The organism is Parabacteroides provencensis (genome assembly GCF_900232875.1).
In the GTDB taxonomy this organism is placed as follows: domain Bacteria; phylum Bacteroidota; class Bacteroidia; order Bacteroidales; family Tannerellaceae; genus Parabacteroides; species Parabacteroides chinchillae.
This window is the reverse complement of record NZ_LT960489.1, coordinates 757,501-774,166: the sequence shown is the minus strand read 5'-3', so window position 1 is coordinate 774,166 and position 16,666 is coordinate 757,501. Positions and strand designations below refer to the sequence as shown.

Annotated in this window: 10 protein-coding genes, 1 tRNA gene and 1 rRNA gene (1 of these 12 cut by a window edge); 11 read left to right on the top strand and 1 reads right to left on the bottom strand. The window is 39.5% G+C overall.

Annotation, left to right across the window (positions count from 1 at the left end; all coding sequences use genetic code 11):
• Nucleotides 1-16: 16 nt before the first annotated feature.
• The 10 genes from prfB (at nucleotide 17) to CTY47_RS10035 (ending at nucleotide 12,435) form a co-directional block, all read left to right on the top strand.
• Nucleotides 17-1,142, top strand: a protein-coding gene (prfB, locus tag CTY47_RS10080; RefSeq protein ID WP_143813372.1) for a peptide chain release factor 2 whose coding sequence is annotated in 2 segments (ribosomal slippage) — nucleotides 17-79 and nucleotides 81-1,142 — 1,125 coding nt in all. Because the reading frame shifts where the segments join, the coding sequence is not laid out codon by codon here.
• Nucleotides 1,143-1,205: 63 nt separating this feature from the next.
• Nucleotides 1,206-1,826, top strand: a complete 621-nt coding sequence (locus CTY47_RS10075; protein ID WP_099464618.1) for an RNA polymerase sigma-70 factor — start codon at nucleotides 1,206-1,208, stop codon at nucleotides 1,824-1,826.
• 59 nt (nucleotides 1,827-1,885) lie between these two features.
• Nucleotides 1,886-2,764, top strand: coding sequence for a FecR family protein (locus tag CTY47_RS10070; protein ID WP_099464617.1), 879 nt, complete (start codon nucleotides 1,886-1,888; stop codon nucleotides 2,762-2,764).
• A 216-nt stretch (nucleotides 2,765-2,980) separates the two neighbouring features.
• Nucleotides 2,981-6,334 carry a TonB-dependent receptor gene (locus tag CTY47_RS10065; protein WP_158228526.1) on the top strand — a complete coding sequence of 1,118 codons (3,354 nt, stop codon included), beginning with the start codon at nucleotides 2,981-2,983 and terminating at the stop codon, nucleotides 6,332-6,334.
• An 11-nt stretch (nucleotides 6,335-6,345) separates the two neighbouring features.
• On the top strand, nucleotides 6,346-8,310 hold the full coding sequence (locus tag CTY47_RS10060; protein WP_099464615.1) for a RagB/SusD family nutrient uptake outer membrane protein: 1,965 nt from the start codon (nucleotides 6,346-6,348) through the stop codon (nucleotides 8,308-8,310).
• Nucleotides 8,311-8,330: 20 nt separating this feature from the next.
• Nucleotides 8,331-9,215 (top strand): DUF5000 domain-containing lipoprotein, encoded by an 885-nt coding sequence (locus tag CTY47_RS10055; RefSeq protein ID WP_099464614.1) that lies wholly within the window; start codon nucleotides 8,331-8,333, stop codon nucleotides 9,213-9,215.
• Between the two features lie 100 nt (nucleotides 9,216-9,315).
• Nucleotides 9,316-10,386, top strand: coding sequence for a DUF4855 domain-containing protein (locus CTY47_RS10050; RefSeq protein WP_099464613.1), 1,071 nt, complete (start codon nucleotides 9,316-9,318; stop codon nucleotides 10,384-10,386).
• On the top strand, nucleotides 10,383-11,492 hold the full coding sequence (locus CTY47_RS10045; protein WP_099464612.1) for a DUF4855 domain-containing protein: 1,110 nt from the start codon (nucleotides 10,383-10,385) through the stop codon (nucleotides 11,490-11,492). Before CTY47_RS10050 ends, CTY47_RS10045 begins: the two co-directional genes overlap by 4 nt.
• An 85-nt stretch (nucleotides 11,493-11,577) precedes the next feature.
• Nucleotides 11,578-11,651 (top strand) — tRNA-Ile (locus CTY47_RS10040).
• 220 nt (nucleotides 11,652-11,871) lie between these two features.
• Nucleotides 11,872-12,435, top strand: a complete 564-nt coding sequence (locus CTY47_RS10035) for an ORF6N domain-containing protein (protein WP_099464876.1) — start codon at nucleotides 11,872-11,874, stop codon at nucleotides 12,433-12,435.
• A gap of 19 nt (nucleotides 12,436-12,454) precedes the next feature.
• Here CTY47_RS10035 and CTY47_RS10030 read toward each other — a convergent pair whose 3' ends face one another.
• Nucleotides 12,455-14,503, bottom strand: a complete 2,049-nt coding sequence (locus tag CTY47_RS10030; RefSeq protein WP_099464611.1) for an alpha-L-fucosidase — start codon at nucleotides 14,501-14,503, stop codon at nucleotides 12,455-12,457.
• A 657-nt stretch (nucleotides 14,504-15,160) separates the two neighbouring features.
• On the opposite strand from CTY47_RS10030, the gene CTY47_RS10025 reads away from it, so the two are divergent.
• Nucleotides 15,161-16,666, top strand: a 16S ribosomal RNA gene (locus CTY47_RS10025); it runs 22 nt beyond the window's last position.

Sequence of the window (16,666 nt, the reverse complement as noted above, 5' to 3'; positions counted from 1 at the left end):
TAATAATAACATAAATATGATAACATCAGACCAACTAAGTAATGTGTTGGAGCGTCAGCGGGCGCTGAGGGGGTATCTTTGACATAGATGGCAAGACCATCCAGTTAGAGGAAGAAGAACTTCGTACCCATGATCCTGAATTTTGGGAAGATGCCAAACGTGCTGAAGCCCAGATGAAAAAGGTAAAAGAACTGAAAAAGTGGATTGAGTTATATAATGAAGTTCAAAGTGCTGCGGAAGAGTTACAACTGTCGTATGACTACGTAAAGGAAGAAATTATTACGGAAGAGGAAGTAGACCAGGCATATAGTAAAGCCATTCGGTTAATAGAAGATTTGGAATTTCGTAATATGCTTCGTGACGAAGCAGACCAAATGAGTTGTGTACTCAAGATTAACTCGGGAGCCGGAGGAACCGAAAGTCAGGATTGGGCTTCTATGTTAATGCGTATGTATATGCGTTGGGCAGAAAACAATAACTATAAGATATCTATTGCCAATTATCAGGAAGGCGATGAAGCGGGTATAAAAACGACAACCATTAATATTGAAGGCGATTATGCTTATGGTTATCTGAAAAGTGAAAATGGTGTCCATCGTCTGGTACGTGTATCTCCTTATAATGCACAAGGGAAGCGGATGACTTCTTTTGCTTCTGTATTTGTAACTCCTTTGGTGGATGATACAATAGAGGTGAAGATTGATCAAGCTGCTATTTCCTGGGATACATTCCGTTCAGGAGGAGCAGGTGGGCAGAATGTTAATAAGGTTGAATCCGGAGTACGTTTGCGTTATCAGTTCAAGGACCCGTATACAGGAGAGGAAGAAGAAATTTTAATTGAAAATACGGAAACGCGTGATCAACCTAAAAACCGTGAAAATGCAATGCGTCAATTGCGCTCAATTCTTTATGATAAAGAATTGCAACATCGTATGGCTGAGCGGGCAAAGATTGAAGCCGGAAAGAAAAAAATAGAATGGGGATCACAGATTCGTAGTTATGTTTTTGATGATCGCCGGGTAAAAGATCATCGTACCAATTATCAAACTTCTGATGTTAATGCTGTAATGGATGGTAAAATAGATGGTTTTATTAAATCATACTTAATGGAGTTTGCCGCAAAAGAAGTTGCAGAAAAATAATTTTTCCATTTAAATGGAAAAGGGCAGAATATTTCAAATTCTGCCCTATGTTAATCTTATTTCATGAAAGATACAGATAAAATAAGAAACCTTTTGCAAAAAGTGTCGGAAGACAACATGATTGCATTTAACCAATTCTATGATTGCTATTATACAAAGACTTTTCGTTTCTGTTATTGTTTTCTTCGTAATAAGGAAGCTTGTCGTGAAGTAGTTTCTGATGTCTTTCTTTCTGTTTGGAAATCGAAGAAAAGATTGCCCGAGATTACAAATATTGAATTGTACCTTTATATTATTGCCAAAAATGCATGTTACCGTTATTTGAATAATAACTCTTCGTCTAAGTATGTAATGCTGGATCAGATCCCCATGTCTGTGGAACAATTGGACGATAATCCCGAAAATGACCTTTTGACAAGTGAAATAGAGCAAATGTTAACCGAAGTAATCAATGACCTTCCGGAAAAAAGCCGTATTATTTTTATGATGTCCCGTAGGGATGGACTTAAGTATCGGGAAATAGCTGAGATACTTGGTCTGGCAGAAAGTACTGTCCATGTACAAGCTCGAATTGCAGTAAAAAAGATTGTAGAACAAATGCGCAAATACTATCCGGATATTGATCTGGCGATACTATTTTTATCGTTTTGTAAAATAATTGATAAAAATATCGATTTCTTTTAAACCTTTTTTTTAAAGCATGACTCCTCTATATAAAAAGGAGGTGTTTTGTGAAAGAAATAATGAAAAATACAGAAGAGGAAAGCCGTTTTACTAAACGGATTCAAATTTCTTCGTCTGTTGAATCGGTAGCAGAGGAATTGAAAGAAGATATTAGAAGTCGCGTTATTCATAAAATCAAAGGAGCCCGACGCCATTCAATATTTGTGAAACTGATATCTGTGGCTGCAGTAGTTGCTGTTCTAGTGTCTGTGGGAGCATTTTTTTATTTGCATGACATAAATTCATCAGGAGACTTAGTCCGGGTTGAGGTTATGAATGGCGAAACGAAAGAATTGATTTTACCAGATAAATCTAAAGTGATATTAAATGCAGGTTCTGCAATTGAATATAATTCAGCTTTTTGTAAGAATCGAAATATAAACTTATCAGGTGAAGCTTATTTTGAAGTAACGCATGATTCGGATCATCCGTTTATTGTTACCTGTGAAGCATTGAAAGTTTGTGTTTATGGAACAAAGTTTAATGTTCAGTCGTATAATGAATCGTTAAATACTGCAGTAACTTTGCTTGAAGGACAGGTTGGTGTGCGGGATTTGGAAAATAAAATGGAAGAAGCTGTCTTGGTACCGGGCGAACAGCTTTTATTTAATAAGGAAAACAATAAGTTTTTAAAACGTCAAATAGAGACTGATCCGTATACTTCCTGGTTAAAAGGAGAAATTTATTTTGAGAAAAATAACTTCAATGAAATTGCTGCTATTCTCGGACGTCATTTTAAAAAAGAATTTGTTATAGCTTCCAACAATTTAAAGAAGATAACTTTTACCGGACAGTTTAAGTCTACGGATAGTTTGGAAGAGATACTTCATATCATATCCTGGGACAACCGGATAAGATATAATATCAAAAATGACTCGGTTTTTGTATACGAGAAATAAGATGCTAAAGTTGTTAACCTGTTTAAAAGTATAATTATGAAAGATTCAACCTAGTTCGTGAAGTCTATAAAAAAGGCCAGAAAACCCGCCAGTCTTCTGACCTTTAAGATTTAAATCACAAAAAGTTTAATTTAAAATCAGTACAAAGTTATGGAAAAAAAGCACATCCTGTATCTACCTGTGTGTCTAGGTGGGTGTGGTAAGTTATTTAGTGTTATGAGATTGACATTTATATTCTGTTTGCTTTCCTTGTTTACTGTATCTGCAGCTGATGTTCATTCCCAAAATGTCAGAATTTCTCTGGCGCTGAATAATGTCACATTGGAAAAGGCTTTGGATGCAGTAAAAAAACAGAGTAATTATTCATTCTGGTTCAGGGATGATGAAATAAATCTGCAAGAAAGTGTTTCTGTTCATGCTCAAAAAGAAAGTTTAGATAATGTATTGGGCATTTTGCTGTCTAATTCAGAATTGAATTATCGTATAGAAGGCTCGCATATTATTCTTTATAAGAAAACGGATGTTCCCGAAAAATCGGTGACGCATCAGGATGATAATACTGTGCGAGGTAAAATTTCTGATATTACAGGGCAGGGACTTCCCGGTGTTAATATTGTAATTAAAGGCTCTACAAGTGGAGTTGTATCCGATGTGAATGGTTATTATGTAATCAAGGCTCAAAAAGGAGATATTCTTCAGTTTTCTTATATCGGATTTAAATTGCAGGAAGTGCCGGTTGGTAAAAATCCCTCATTGGACATTGTTTTGAAAGAAGATGTACAGGAGCTGGATGAAGCAGTTGTTGTTGGTATGGGTAAACAGCGTAAAGCTAGTGTGATTGGATCTATAGCTGCCGCTCCTATTGAAAATATGAAAATACCCCAACGTTCGTTGACTTCAGCACTTTCGGGACGTATTGCGGGTGCTGTTGTTGTGCAGCGCTCAGGTGAGCCTGGGCAAGATAATGCCGATTTCTGGGTTCGTGGTATTTCTTCGTTTGGAGCTAATCAGAAACCATTGATGCTGGTTGATGGCGTTGAACGTGATATGTCTGATTTGTCCATTGAAGAAGTAGAATCCATTTCTATTTTAAAAGATGCATCTGCAACTGCCGTGTATGGTGTACGTGCAGCAAATGGCGTTGTTTTGGTTACAACCCGTAAAGGTGTTGCACAAGCACCGTCGGTAGAAGCTAAATTTGAATATGGAACTTCCGATCTGCCTAATTTGCCGAAACTTTTGGGCGGAGCAGATTATGCAATGTTATATAATGAAGCATTCGGGCAGGAAAATTATTCACAAGACTATATTGAAAATTTACGTAACAATGCAAACCGTTTCCTTTATCCGAATGTGAATTGGATAGATGAAGTTTTTAAGAAGTATTCTTCTAATATGAATGCCTCTCTTAATATTCGGGGTGGAGGTGAGAGAGCTCGTTATTATATTAGTGCCAGCTTTTTGGAAGATAATGGTAATTTGAAAAATAGTAAGGAAAATGATTATAAATCTAATGTAACTCTTCGCCGTTATAATTTTCGTTCCAATGTGGATGTTACTTTAACCAAAACAACTAATTTAAACATTGAATTAGGTGCTAATCTGACAGATACACACCAGCCTGGCGTAGGAAACGAATGGTTGTATGGTACTTATTATACACCAGTTGAGATGTTGTATTACTATACATATTTATCTACTCCGCTTTCTTGTCCGGTACGGCTTCCTATCGGTACGAACTCTGACGGTTCTACAAAATGGGGATGGGGAGCTCCCAATCAGGTGGGCGAATTAAATCCGGCTGAACGTCTATATGGATCCGGTTATAATAAACTATTTCGCACACAGATTATGAGCCAGATTGTATTAACTCAGGATTTGTCTTTCTGGTTGAAAGGATTGGAATTTAGAGGATCATTTTCATTTGACTCCAATAGCCAGTCTATTCAAAATCGCAGGAAAATGTCTACAACGTATGCTGTGACAGGCGTAGACGATGAAACCGGTAATTTATTATTCTCAGAAGTAAATAAAGGTTCGGAATTCTTGGGTTATAATGTCAGTTCTTCTAATAACCGTGCAGAAGAATTGAAATTGCAGTTTAATTATAATCAGTTATTTAAAGAAATGCACCGTGTGAGTGGAATGGTAATGTATTATCAGCGTGACTATGTGGATGGTACGGCGAGTGCTTCTATTAAATCTTTGCCGTATAAGAAACAAGGTCTGGCTTTTAGAGGAACATATGCTTTCAAGGATAAATATTTTGCAGAGTTTAATCTTGGATATAATGGTTCTGAAAACTTTCCCAAGGGACATCGTTTTGGTTTCTTTCCTGCCGGAGCTTTAGGATATTTGCTCTCTAACGAATCGTTTTGGAAAATACCATCTGTCAATGTATTAAAAATAAGGGGTTCTGTTGGTTTGGTTGGTTCGGAATCTTTGCCGGAAAATATGCGTTTCGGTTATTTATCTACTTATGGAAGTGGATTGGGTGGCTGGTCTTTTGGTTTGAATCCTTCATATATAAATGGTGTTGGAGAAGATCAGATTGGTATTCAAAATCTGACATGGGAAAAAGGTTTGAAAAAAGATATAGGTATAGAATTGAAGATGTTTAATAATGCTATATCATTAGATTTCGACTATTTCCACGAAAAGAGAACGGATATTCTTATCCAACGTGCCTCTTTACCTGCTATTGCGGGTTTAAATCAGCAGCCATTTGCTAATATGGGTGTTATGACTAACCAAGGTGTGGATGGTACGCTTGAATTTAGTCACCATTTGGGTAAAGTGGATTATCGTTTATACGGAAATTTCACATTTACGCGTAATAAAATTCTTGAAATGGATGAGCCGGAAAAGAAATGGGCTTATCGTATGAGAACCGGTAATCGTTATAAACAACAGTTTGGTTTGATAGCTTTAGGGTTATTTAAAGATCAGGCCGAAATTGATGATCCTTCTACACCAGAGCAAAAATTCGGAGTAGTTCGTCCCGGTGATGTGAGATACAAAGATGTAAATGGTGATGGTATTGTCGATATTGAGGATGAGGTACCTATTGGTTATTCTTCTATCCCTGAAATTAATTATGGTTTTGGTACGCAATTAAGCTGGAACGGTTTTGATTTTGGTGTTTTCTTCCGCGGGCAGGCTCATGTCTCTTATGCTTTAGGAGGTTCTACTTTTATTCCGTTTAATGAAGGTGTTGGTAAAGGGAATTTATTTGAAAAGGCTTTAGATCGCTGGACGCCTGAAAATCCCAATCCGAATGCTTTCTATCCTCGTTTGTCAAACGGACGTTCTTCCAATAACTGGCAAGCTTCTACTCGTACTATCTATGATGGTAGTTTGCTACGTCTGGCAGATGTGGAGGTTGGCTATTCTTTTAAGAAAAAATGGATTGCGCCGATAGGCATGAAGTCTTTGCGTATTTATGTGTTGGCAAATAATGTTGCCTTGTTCTCCAAATGGGATATGTGGGATCCGGAGACGGGGACTTCTAATGGTAATAAATATCCGCTTCCGAGAAAGATTAATTTTGGTGTAAGAACTTCATTTTAAATAATACAGATATGAAAAACTATATAATAGGTTTATTTGCAGCTCTCACTATGTTTTCCGGATGTGCAGATTATCTGGATAAACAACCCGATGATATGAAAACAGATAAAATGGTTTGGAGCTCGCGCATAGAGACTGAAGGTTATTTAGCAAACGTATATGCAGGTATTCCAATGCATAATTTGCATCAGGATGATCCATGGTTGGGATGCTCAGATGAGTGTGATTTGTCGTGGGTAGTTTATAATACGTATAATATTAATCTGGGTAACTGGACAACTTCAAGTAACTTCTATAATAAATATGCCCTCTGGTACCGTGCCATTAGAGCTTCTTTTGTCTTCGAAAACAATGTAGATCGCTGTGGAGAATTGAGTGAAGATTTGAAAAAGCAGTATAAAGCAGAAGTCAAGTTCTTGAGAGGATATTATTATTGGTTATTAATCCGTCAATATGGCCCCGTTGTTTTGATTAAAGAAGAACAACCGAATGACGCAGATTTTGCAAATATGGCACGTGCTCCGTTTGATGAATGTGTAGATTATGTTTGCGAGATGATGGATGAAGCGGAGAAAGATCTTCCACTGCATTGGCAGGATAATACCAATTGGATGGGTAAGCCTAACAAAATTGTTTGTAAAGCTGTAAAGTCATTAATTCTGACTTTTGCTGCCAGTCCGCAATGGAATGGTAATAAAGATTATGCCGATTTTGTAAATAAAGATGGGACTTTATTGGTAAATACGACGTATGATGAAAATAAGTGGCGCAGAGCTGCTGCTGCCAGCCGTGAAGTGATTGATATTTCGGAACAACATCCTGAAGCCAATCTACGTTTGTACAGAAATAATGAAAATGGAGATGCTGAGTTTAATCCTTATAAGTCATGTGTGGATGTACATTTGGTCAACTGGAACTGTGAAGTCATTTTTGCCCGTTCGGAAGGTTCAAATACACAGGCCTGGATGATTCATACTTTTCCCGGACCTAAAACATTGGGTGGAGTAGGTGCTACTCAACGCATAGTAGATGCATTTCTGATGGAGAACGGAAAACCGATTGAAGATCCGGCATCTGGTTATGTGGAAGAAGGCTTTTCTACAGCCCCTAACAAGCATTGGAACCCAAATAATCGTGAAGTGAATACGGAAGAAGGCCGCAAACAGATGATATCAGATATCCGTAAGTCTGAAGCCTGGGGGCATTGGGCTGGTGACTGGAATATGTATGCTAACCGCGAACCTCGTTTTTATGCTTCTATTCTGTATAATAAACGTATTATGCCTTCTTTACCGGACGATATAGAAAAGCGTAATTTCTATAATTCACCGGGCCAACAAGATGGTTATGCCCGCGCAGAGCTGTATTACGGAGGTAAATCCCGCCAGTCCGGTTCTTATACATTTTTCTCCCGTACGGGCTATCTGGTATATAAAAACAATGACCCGATGGCAAATATGTATGATCGTGTTTTCCCACAGCAATACGGAAACGTATTTATCCGCTATGCCCAGATTTTGTTGAATTATATTGAAGCATTAAATGAATATGATCCGGGGAATCAGAATATACGCAAATATTGGGATATGATCCGTAGCCGTGCCGGTGTGCCAAGTGCTTTTATTGCCACTCCTCAGATTACCGGAAACAAAGAAGCGCAGCGTGATTATATAATCCGAGAACGCCAGATTGAACTTTGTTTTGAAGGCGACCGTTACTTTACAACCCGTCGTCGTTGGTTGGCCGATACACCGGACGACGGCGCAGCAAAAGACCGTAAGTTTGGTGATGGCGGACGTATGTTCGGGATGGATATTAATGCTGGAGATGCTAATACAAACAGTTTTGCATTTACAGATTTCTACAAGAGAGTGCCTTTTGAAACCCGCGTATTTAAAAAAGCCTATTATTTGTTCCCTATACCTGAGACAGAAATAGAAAAGAGTAAAGCGTTGGTTCAGAATCCTTGGTGGTAATATTAAATAAGAAACAGATTATGAAAAATATAATTTTATTATCAGGCGTAATACTCTATTCTGTATTTTGTTTTACGTCTTGTGAAGAGGAAGGAATGGATGAATCTATTCCTGTAAATCCGGTAATGACTCCTATCAAGGCCGTTACTGCTGAAGATGGAGCGGAGACTGTTCAGGCTGTAATATCCGATAAAACAAGAACGATTGAATTGAGTTTAAAAAATTTACAGAGCTTATCCAATGTTAATGTGCATTTGAGTATTGCCAAACGGGCTAAATTGATTGCACCTTCCGATACGATTCTGAAATTGGATCTTACGAAACCAAATGAAGTAGTAGTGAACAACTTGCTTAAAGATGTTACCTATACATTGACTGCTACTATTCCGGAGTTTACAATGATTGACGTTAGCAAACATAAAGCTCATTTATTATCCAATGATTCTCGTGTGCTTGAAGGAAACATAGATAAGTTGTGGGACGGATTGAGGATGTCTAAACCCGAAGCGTATAACGAAGTTAATTATGGAAATTATCTTTGTGGTGATCCCGGAAATGCACCTTCTTCATTTACTTATGACATTGGAGAAACAATAAATCTGTATCGTTTTCGCGCCAGTTTGTATTGGGCATATACAAATGTATGCCCTAAGCGTTATGAATTATGGGGTTATTTAGGTGATGGTGTCCCTTCTCAGAATGGAGATTGGGATGAATGGACAAAACTGGGTGACATAGATAATTCTAATTCCAGATTGACAGACTTCGGTGAAGGCGATAATCTTTATTTCGAAAAAGATAAAAGTCCAAAAGTCCGTTATCTGAGACTTCGTTGTTTGGAAAATTATAGGGGGACGACCTCATTCTCTCTCTGTGAAGTGAATGTATGGGGTTATAATATGTAATATAGGTTGTTTTTAAGAGTGTGATAAAAGGAGAACAATCCTTTTGTTACACTCTTTTTTTATATTTGTAGTGGAGTTTTAATTAAAATATTTAATAATCATGAAGAATGTGAAGTTGTTAAGTGTAATTGCAGGTTTGGTAATGATGTTGTGTGTAATGCCGGAAACAATATTGGCAATAAAACCCTTTGCCCGTGATATGGTGTTGATTTATGCCGGAGGATCACATCGTAAGGCATGGGATAAAAGCCAGTTTGAGCCTTATGTGGCCATGAAAGATAGTAAAGGAAAGAATCAATGGTTGTTTGATGGTTATCTTTTCCTGGAAATTAAAAACGGACAGGGAAGGGGATTTGCTTCATATTATGAAAAAGAAGGAGCTCGCAGACAAGAATGGACAAAATTGCTGGATGATTATTTTACGCCGGGGCAGATGGTGTGTGCTTTGAATGATTGTGTTGGCGAAGTACGTGCTGCCAATCCGAAAAAATTCGAAAAGAAAAAAGTCGTAATTGGCATGCCGGAACCTATTCCAAATCAAAAAGATTGGGGAGAGATAGATGGAAAGGTGATAGACTTTTCGAATGGTGAGGATCGTTTGGCTGCTTGTCAGTGGTTTGTAAATTATGCCATTAAAAAGTTTAATGAAGCTAATTTGGACAACTTGGAGCTTTCCGGTTTCTACTGGATTGCTGAAGAGGCAACTAATAGCCGTTCATTGGCACATAATGTTGGCGACTATGTTCGCTCTAAAGGTTTCAATTTTAATTGGATTCCTTACTTTAAATCCGATGGATTTCAGGAATGGAAAACTTTAGGCTTCGATATAGCTTATTTGCAACCTAATTATTTCTTTGATAAAAAAGTTCCTTTCGAACGTCTTGACCAAGCGTGTAAACTGGCTGCCGAAAATGGTATGTGCCTCGAAATGGAATTTGATGAAAGAGCATTGAAGAATGGAGGCTTTGGTAGTCGTCTTTCCGACTATATTAATGCTTTTGATGAATGTGGGGCATTTGCTTCGTTCCCGATAGCTTATTACCAGGGCGATAGGGCTTTCTATAATCTGTTTCATTCTAAGGATATTGAAGATAAACAGTTATATATGGAATTGGCAAAACGTATTGCAGAAAGACAAAAGAGTAAAAAACTAAAAGGTTTGACGAAATGAAATTATACTCATTAATTATATGTTTGATATTATTCGTGTCTTCCTGTGGAGATACGAATGATACCGAACCTGTGCCTGCTCCCCCTGTTGATGAATCAGATTATCCTTGGGAAAAGGAACGTACGGCTTTGTTGCCAACCAAAGATATGGTATTAATTTATGGTGGCGGTGCGCATCGGACAACTGTATGGGATAAGGAACATCTTGTTCCTTATGTTTCTTATACGGATGAATCGGGAAAAGAACAGTGGTTGTTTGACAGTTTTTTATTCCTTGAAATTCATAATGGAAAGGGAAAGATGTTTGCGTCCGGATATACAGATGCTCCGGCTACTCAGAAAGATTGGATGGATTTGGCGGACTTTTATTTCCAGTCGAAAATTGCAGTCGGTGCACTTGATAAATGTATTGGCGATGCGATACCCCGGATTGGAAAACCTGCCAGAAAACACCGTATTGTGATAGGTTTGCCCGAACCTATACAGGGACAAAAGGATTGGGGCTCGCTAAAGGATGGTAAGATGCTCGATTTTTCCTATTCTATAGATCGTATTGCCGCCTGTGAGTGGTATATTGATTATGTTCGGAAAAAATTCAAGGAATTGATGCCGCAAAATGTAGAGTTGGCAGGCTTTTACTGGATTGCAGAGGAAGCAACTAATACACGTGCCATTGTCCGTGATATTTCTGCTTATCTGAATGAACTGAAATATAGCTTTAACTGGATTCCTTATTTCAAGTCGGACGGTTATAATGAGTGGAAAGGTTTGAGTTTTAATTACGCATTTCTCCAACCCAATTATTTCTTTAATGAATCGGTTCCTTATGATCGATTGGATGAAGCTTGCCAGATTGCGGTCAAAAATGAGATGGATATGGAAGTGGAGTTTGATGAAAATGTGTTGGTTGGAATGAATGAATGGGGCAATCGCCTTTATGATTATATGAATGCTTTCCGTGAAAATGGTATATGGGATACCAAACGTTTGGCTTATTATCAGGGTAATAATGCTCTGTATAAGTTGAGTGTATCATCTCATTCTACGGATAAAAAGTTGTATCATGATTTTTGCCGTTTTGTAGTAGATCGGCCGGAAATAAAGTAGTTTGTTTAAAAAATATGCAAATCATTTGCATAAGTCAAGATTGTTTCATAAGTTTGCATCCGATTTCAGAGCTAGTCTCTGAAAAGGTCCCATAGCTCAGTTGGTTAGAGCACCTGACTCATAATCAGGGAGTCCTTGGTTCAAGCCCAAGTGGGACCACGGATTGAAAATAAAGCAGTTACAATGAAAGTTGTAGCTGCTTCTCTTTTATATTCTCTCCTTAATATACTTACGCGTCCCGTAGTTTTTGTTTGTTTCAATTCTTGTAAATATTTCTCTTTAATTATAATTATCCATACTTTTGTGTATAATTAAAGTAATTCAGTTGGGATTACTTGCCCTTGTTGTAGCAAAAATATTAACATCAAAATCAGAGACTATGGAACAATTGCAATTGATACAGAGCAAGATATACGAAATACGGGAGCAAAAGGTTATGCTTGACTTTGACTTGGCGGAAATATATCAGGTGGAAACCCGTGTATTAAATCAGGCCGTAAAACGTAATATAGAACGATTTCCTGAAGATTTTATGTTCCAGTTGACTGATGCGGAATGGGGCGCTATGTCGTCACAATTTGTGATGACATCAAGAGCTAAAAGGCCTAAATCTGCTGTTCCTTTGGCGTTTACAGAACATGGGGTAGTAATGCTGGCGAGTGTATTACGTAGCAAAATAGCTGTACAAGTCAGTGTTTTAGTAACACGCGCATTTGTGGCTATCCGTCAGCTGGTTGTTCTACCTCGGGTTGACAGAGTAGACGAACTGGAAAACCAGATAATGGAATTAAAAAAATACATAGACGACGTATTTGCCGACTACAATGACATTAACGATGATACCCGTATGCAGCTAGAGTTGATTAACGAAACATTGGCTGGATTACAAAACCGTAATAACTCCCTGAATAAACCGCGGCCGAAGATTGGCTTTGTTAAATGAATATTCAGGGAGCTATCCATTACTCTGTTATCACCGAAAACTCACCTATACCCGCCTGTTTCAAATCGTCTACAATGCGGGTGGCGACAAGACGTATTTGTTGGCCGTTGGTTGCAGGGAAATGGATTTCCTGTTCGATCGGATTGGCTTTTATATTCGAAAACTCTCCTTCGGCTACCTTCCGGTTGTCGATGTAAAGCTGATAGCTTGCAATATGTCCGCTGGCATCACGTCCCTGGTTGGGGGTATAACGAAAACCACTTATTTTGTATGCTTTATCAAGTTGTACAGTAAACTCTTGCTTTCCTTTTGGTAAGTAGAAGGAGGTGTAGCCGTTTCCGTCAAATATCAGGGATGTATTTTTGTCTTTCGGAGAAAGAACCTTGTAACTGTCGGATGCAATGTCCAACAATTTGGTAGAAACAGGACTGGTTTTGCCGAATGTAGCGTCATATAAAATAGCCTTAACAGTTCCTTTCTGACGAAAAGCAAATGGTGCTTCATATAAAGGAGAGTCTTTAGTTGGTTCTGAGCCATCTGTTGTATAGTGTATTTCTGCCACTTTGTCACCGGCCAGAATTGTTACATCTCCATGCAGGTTACGGGTAATAACTGGCTCTGTCATTAAGGCTGGTGCCAAAAATGCTTCTACATTATTAATACAGAGTGGACCACGCGAATCTGTAAAGTTGATACGGATTTTTTTCGCTTTTACTGTTGGAAAGCGTACAATACGTTTATAACCTACCGTGGTAGTTGTATCGACAGACTCTACCGGGTGCCATATTCCTTCCTTCTCATATTCTATATTGAATGATTTTACGCGTTGTCCTAGTGGGATGTATTCCTGTATCATAATACGGTTTACATCTGATGGATGAGCTAGTGTAAATGTTAGAGAACCGTTGTGTACGTTATCTTCTGTAGCCCAATATGTGTCCCATTCTCCGTCTGTCGCATAACTGGCGCGGAATTTTTGCCCGCGAGTGTTGCTGGCTTCTATACGGGAATCTTTCAGTATATTTGTTTTCAAGTCATTTTGGATGGTCTGATACCATTCGATAGCCCGGATAGAGTCCTGTGGACTGATTTTTCCGTTTAATGCAACTGGGAAGTTCAGCAGGAAATTAGTATTATGACCAACGCTGCGATAATACAAGTCTACAAGATGGGCGAGTGATTTTACTTGATGATCTTCACGTGCATGATAAAACCAACCCGGACGTATCGATACATCACATTCGCCTCCAAGCCATTGATCGCCATCCTCCATACCCCATTGGCTTTGCTGGTAGTTGGTCTCTTTGTCGTATGAATAAAAACTCCATTGAGTATCACCTGCCCATCCTTCTTCATTGCCGATCCAGCGTATATCTGGGACAGTTCCTCCGAATATCATTACATCAGGATGGTGCGCCTTGATGGTGTCACGGGCTTCTTCATATTTGTAATATGTCTTTGGATCGATAGAACGGGTTTCGTCTGCACCGCCATACCAACCGTTTCCTCCATTTGCTCCGTCAAACCAGTATTCGAATAAGGGGCCATAGTTGCTGACGAGTTCATGCATTTGGGCATGAAATTTTTTCACATAGTCCGGGGTGCCGTAGTTTGAGCTGTTTCTATCCCAGGGAGAAAGATATATCCCGAATTTGAGTCCGTGTTTCCGACACGCATCTGATAGTTCCTTTACCATATCTCCTTGTCCGTTTTTCCAAGGAGAGTTTTTTACACTGTAGTCTGTCGTTTTTGTTTGCCATAGGCAGAAGCCGTCGTGATGTTTGGCAGTCAGGATTACACCTTTCAGACCGGCTGCTTTAATAGTGCGTGCCCATTGATCACAGTCCAGATCGGTCGGGTTGAACGTTGAAGCTGGCGTATTGCCATATCCCCATTCCAGATCATTAAATGTGTTTAGCCCGAAGTGTACAAATGCATACGTTTCCATTTTGTGCCATTCTGTTTGTGCAGGCGTGGGAACCGGCAAAATGGGGGCAGGAGCCGGAACTTCTTTACAAGAAAGCAACGTACACAATCCAAATCCCAATAATAAAATGCTGTTTCTCATTATTTCGTGTTTTTTATTAAGTATAGATGTACAAAGATAATGACTTAAATTTACATACGTCAAAAAAAATCATCGTAATGATTTATTCAATTCATCGTAATGATTTTGAAAAGTCATAACTATGAATCTGTTTTTACGTAATAATCGTTTTCTATGATATAAGAAAGCAGAGATTAAAACATAAAATAACCGAACGAAATAAGATAGGCTGAGATATATTATCGCTACCTGACTCATTTCCAGTATTTGCATATAATATGTAGATAAAAACATTAAAAAAATCCCTTTAAAAATTTGGATAGTAAAAAAGGTAATACTACTTTTGTCCCCGCATTCAAGCGAGAGTGGTTGATAACAATATTGGTTTAAGGTAATTTAGGAAGGGGATGAGGTTAGCCGGGCTAAGCAAAATGTCCAACCTCCTGAAATGTTCGGGAAACTTTTTTCAAAAATTTCTTCTGAAATATTTGTTAGTTTCAAAATAGTCCTTACCTTTGCACCCGCAATCGAAAGAAAGCGCACGAGTTCTTTGAAAGATTTACATACAACAAGTAGTACAAGTATTATACAGACATTGATGTTTGTTTAAAGAATAATAATACCGTCAATTACTTAATAGATTTAGAGATTCTGAGCAAAGGTATAAAAAACAAATTAACAACGAAGAGTTTGATCCTGGCTCAGGATGAACGCTAGCGACAGGCTTAACACATGCAAGTCGAGGGGTAGCAGGGGATAGCAATATCCCGCTGACGACCGGCGCACGGGTGAGTAACGCGTATGCAACTTACCTATCAGAGTGGGATAACCCGGCGAAAGTCGGACTAATACCGCATAAAACAGGGGTCCCGCATGGGAATATTTGTTAAAGATTTATTGCTGATAGATAGGCATGCGTTCCATTAGATAGTTGGTGAGGTAACGGCTCACCAAGTCGGCGATGGATAGGGGTTCTGAGAGGAAGGTCCCCCACATTGGTACTGAGACACGGACCAAACTCCTACGGGAGGCAGCAGTGAGGAATATTGGTCAATGGGCGAGAGCCTGAACCAGCCAAGTCGCGTGAAGGATGAAGGTTCTATGGATTGTAAACTTCTTTTAGAGGGGAATAAAGTGCGGGACGTGTCCTGTTTTGTATGTACCCTCTGAATAAGCATCGGCTAACTCCGTGCCAGCAGCCGCGGTAATACGGAGGATGCGAGCGTTATCCGGATTTATTGGGTTTAAAGGGTGCGTAGGTGGATGTTTAAGTCAGCGGTGAAAGTTTGTGGCTCAACCATAAAATTGCCGTTGAAACTGGGCGTCTTGAGTATGTTTGAGGTAGGCGGAATGCGTGGTGTAGCGGTGAAATGCATAGATATCACGCAGAACTCCAATTGCGAAGGCAGCTTACTAAACCATAACTGACACTGAAGCACGAAAGCGTGGGTATCAAACAGGATTAGATACCCTGGTAGTCCACGCAGTAAACGATGATTACTAGGAGTTTGCGATATATTGTAAGCTCTACAGCGAAAGCGTTAAGTAATCCACCTGGGGAGTACGCCGGCAACGGTGAAACTCAAAGGAATTGACGGGGGCCCGCACAAGCGGAGGAACATGTGGTTTAATTCGATGATACGCGAGGAACCTTACCCGGGTTTGAACGTAAGAAGACCGACCAGGAAACTGGTTTTCTAGTAATAGCTTTTTACGAGGTGCTGCATGGTTGTCGTCAGCTCGTGCCGTGAGGTGTCGGCTTAAGTGCCATAACGAGCGCAACCCTTATCACTAGTTACTAACAGGTCAAGCTGAGGACTCTAGTGAGACTGCCAGCGTAAGCTGTGAGGAAGGTGGGGATGACGTCAAATCAGCACGGCCCTTACATCCGGGGCGACACACGTGTTACAATGGCATGGACAAAGAGCTGCTACACAGCGATGTGATGCAAATCTCCAAACCATGTCTCAGTTCGGATCGGAGTCTGCAACTCGACTCCGTGAAGCTGGATTCGCTAGTAATCGCGCATCAGCCATGGCGCGGTGAATACGTTCCCGGGCCTTGTACACACCGCCCGTCAAGCCATGGGAGCCGGGGGTACCTGAAGTCCGTAACCGTTGAGGATCGGCCTAGGGTAAAACTGGTGACTGGGGCTAAGTCGTAACAAGGTAGCCGTACCGGAAG

Bases quoted from the DNA above. Each gene is read 5' to 3' on its own strand.
- CTY47_RS10030 (WP_099464611.1), bottom strand. From the start codon at position 14,503: ATGAGAAACAGCATTTTATTATTGGGATTTGGATTGTGTACGTTGCTT.
- CTY47_RS10050 (WP_099464613.1), top strand. From the start codon at position 9,316: ATGAAGAATGTGAAGTTGTTAAGTGTAATTGCAGGTTTGGTAATGATG.
- CTY47_RS10055 (WP_099464614.1), top strand. From the start codon at position 8,331: ATGAAAAATATAATTTTATTATCAGGCGTAATACTCTATTCTGTATTT.
- CTY47_RS10035 (WP_099464876.1), top strand. From the start codon at position 11,872: ATGGAACAATTGCAATTGATACAGAGCAAGATATACGAAATACGGGAG.
- CTY47_RS10075 (WP_099464618.1), top strand. From the start codon at position 1,206: ATGAAAGATACAGATAAAATAAGAAACCTTTTGCAAAAAGTGTCGGAA.
- CTY47_RS10060 (WP_099464615.1), top strand. From the start codon at position 6,346: ATGAAAAACTATATAATAGGTTTATTTGCAGCTCTCACTATGTTTTCC.
- CTY47_RS10045 (WP_099464612.1), top strand. From the start codon at position 10,383: ATGAAATTATACTCATTAATTATATGTTTGATATTATTCGTGTCTTCC.
- CTY47_RS10065 (WP_158228526.1), top strand. From the start codon at position 2,981: ATGAGATTGACATTTATATTCTGTTTGCTTTCCTTGTTTACTGTATCT.
- CTY47_RS10070 (WP_099464617.1), top strand. From the start codon at position 1,886: ATGAAAAATACAGAAGAGGAAAGCCGTTTTACTAAACGGATTCAAATT.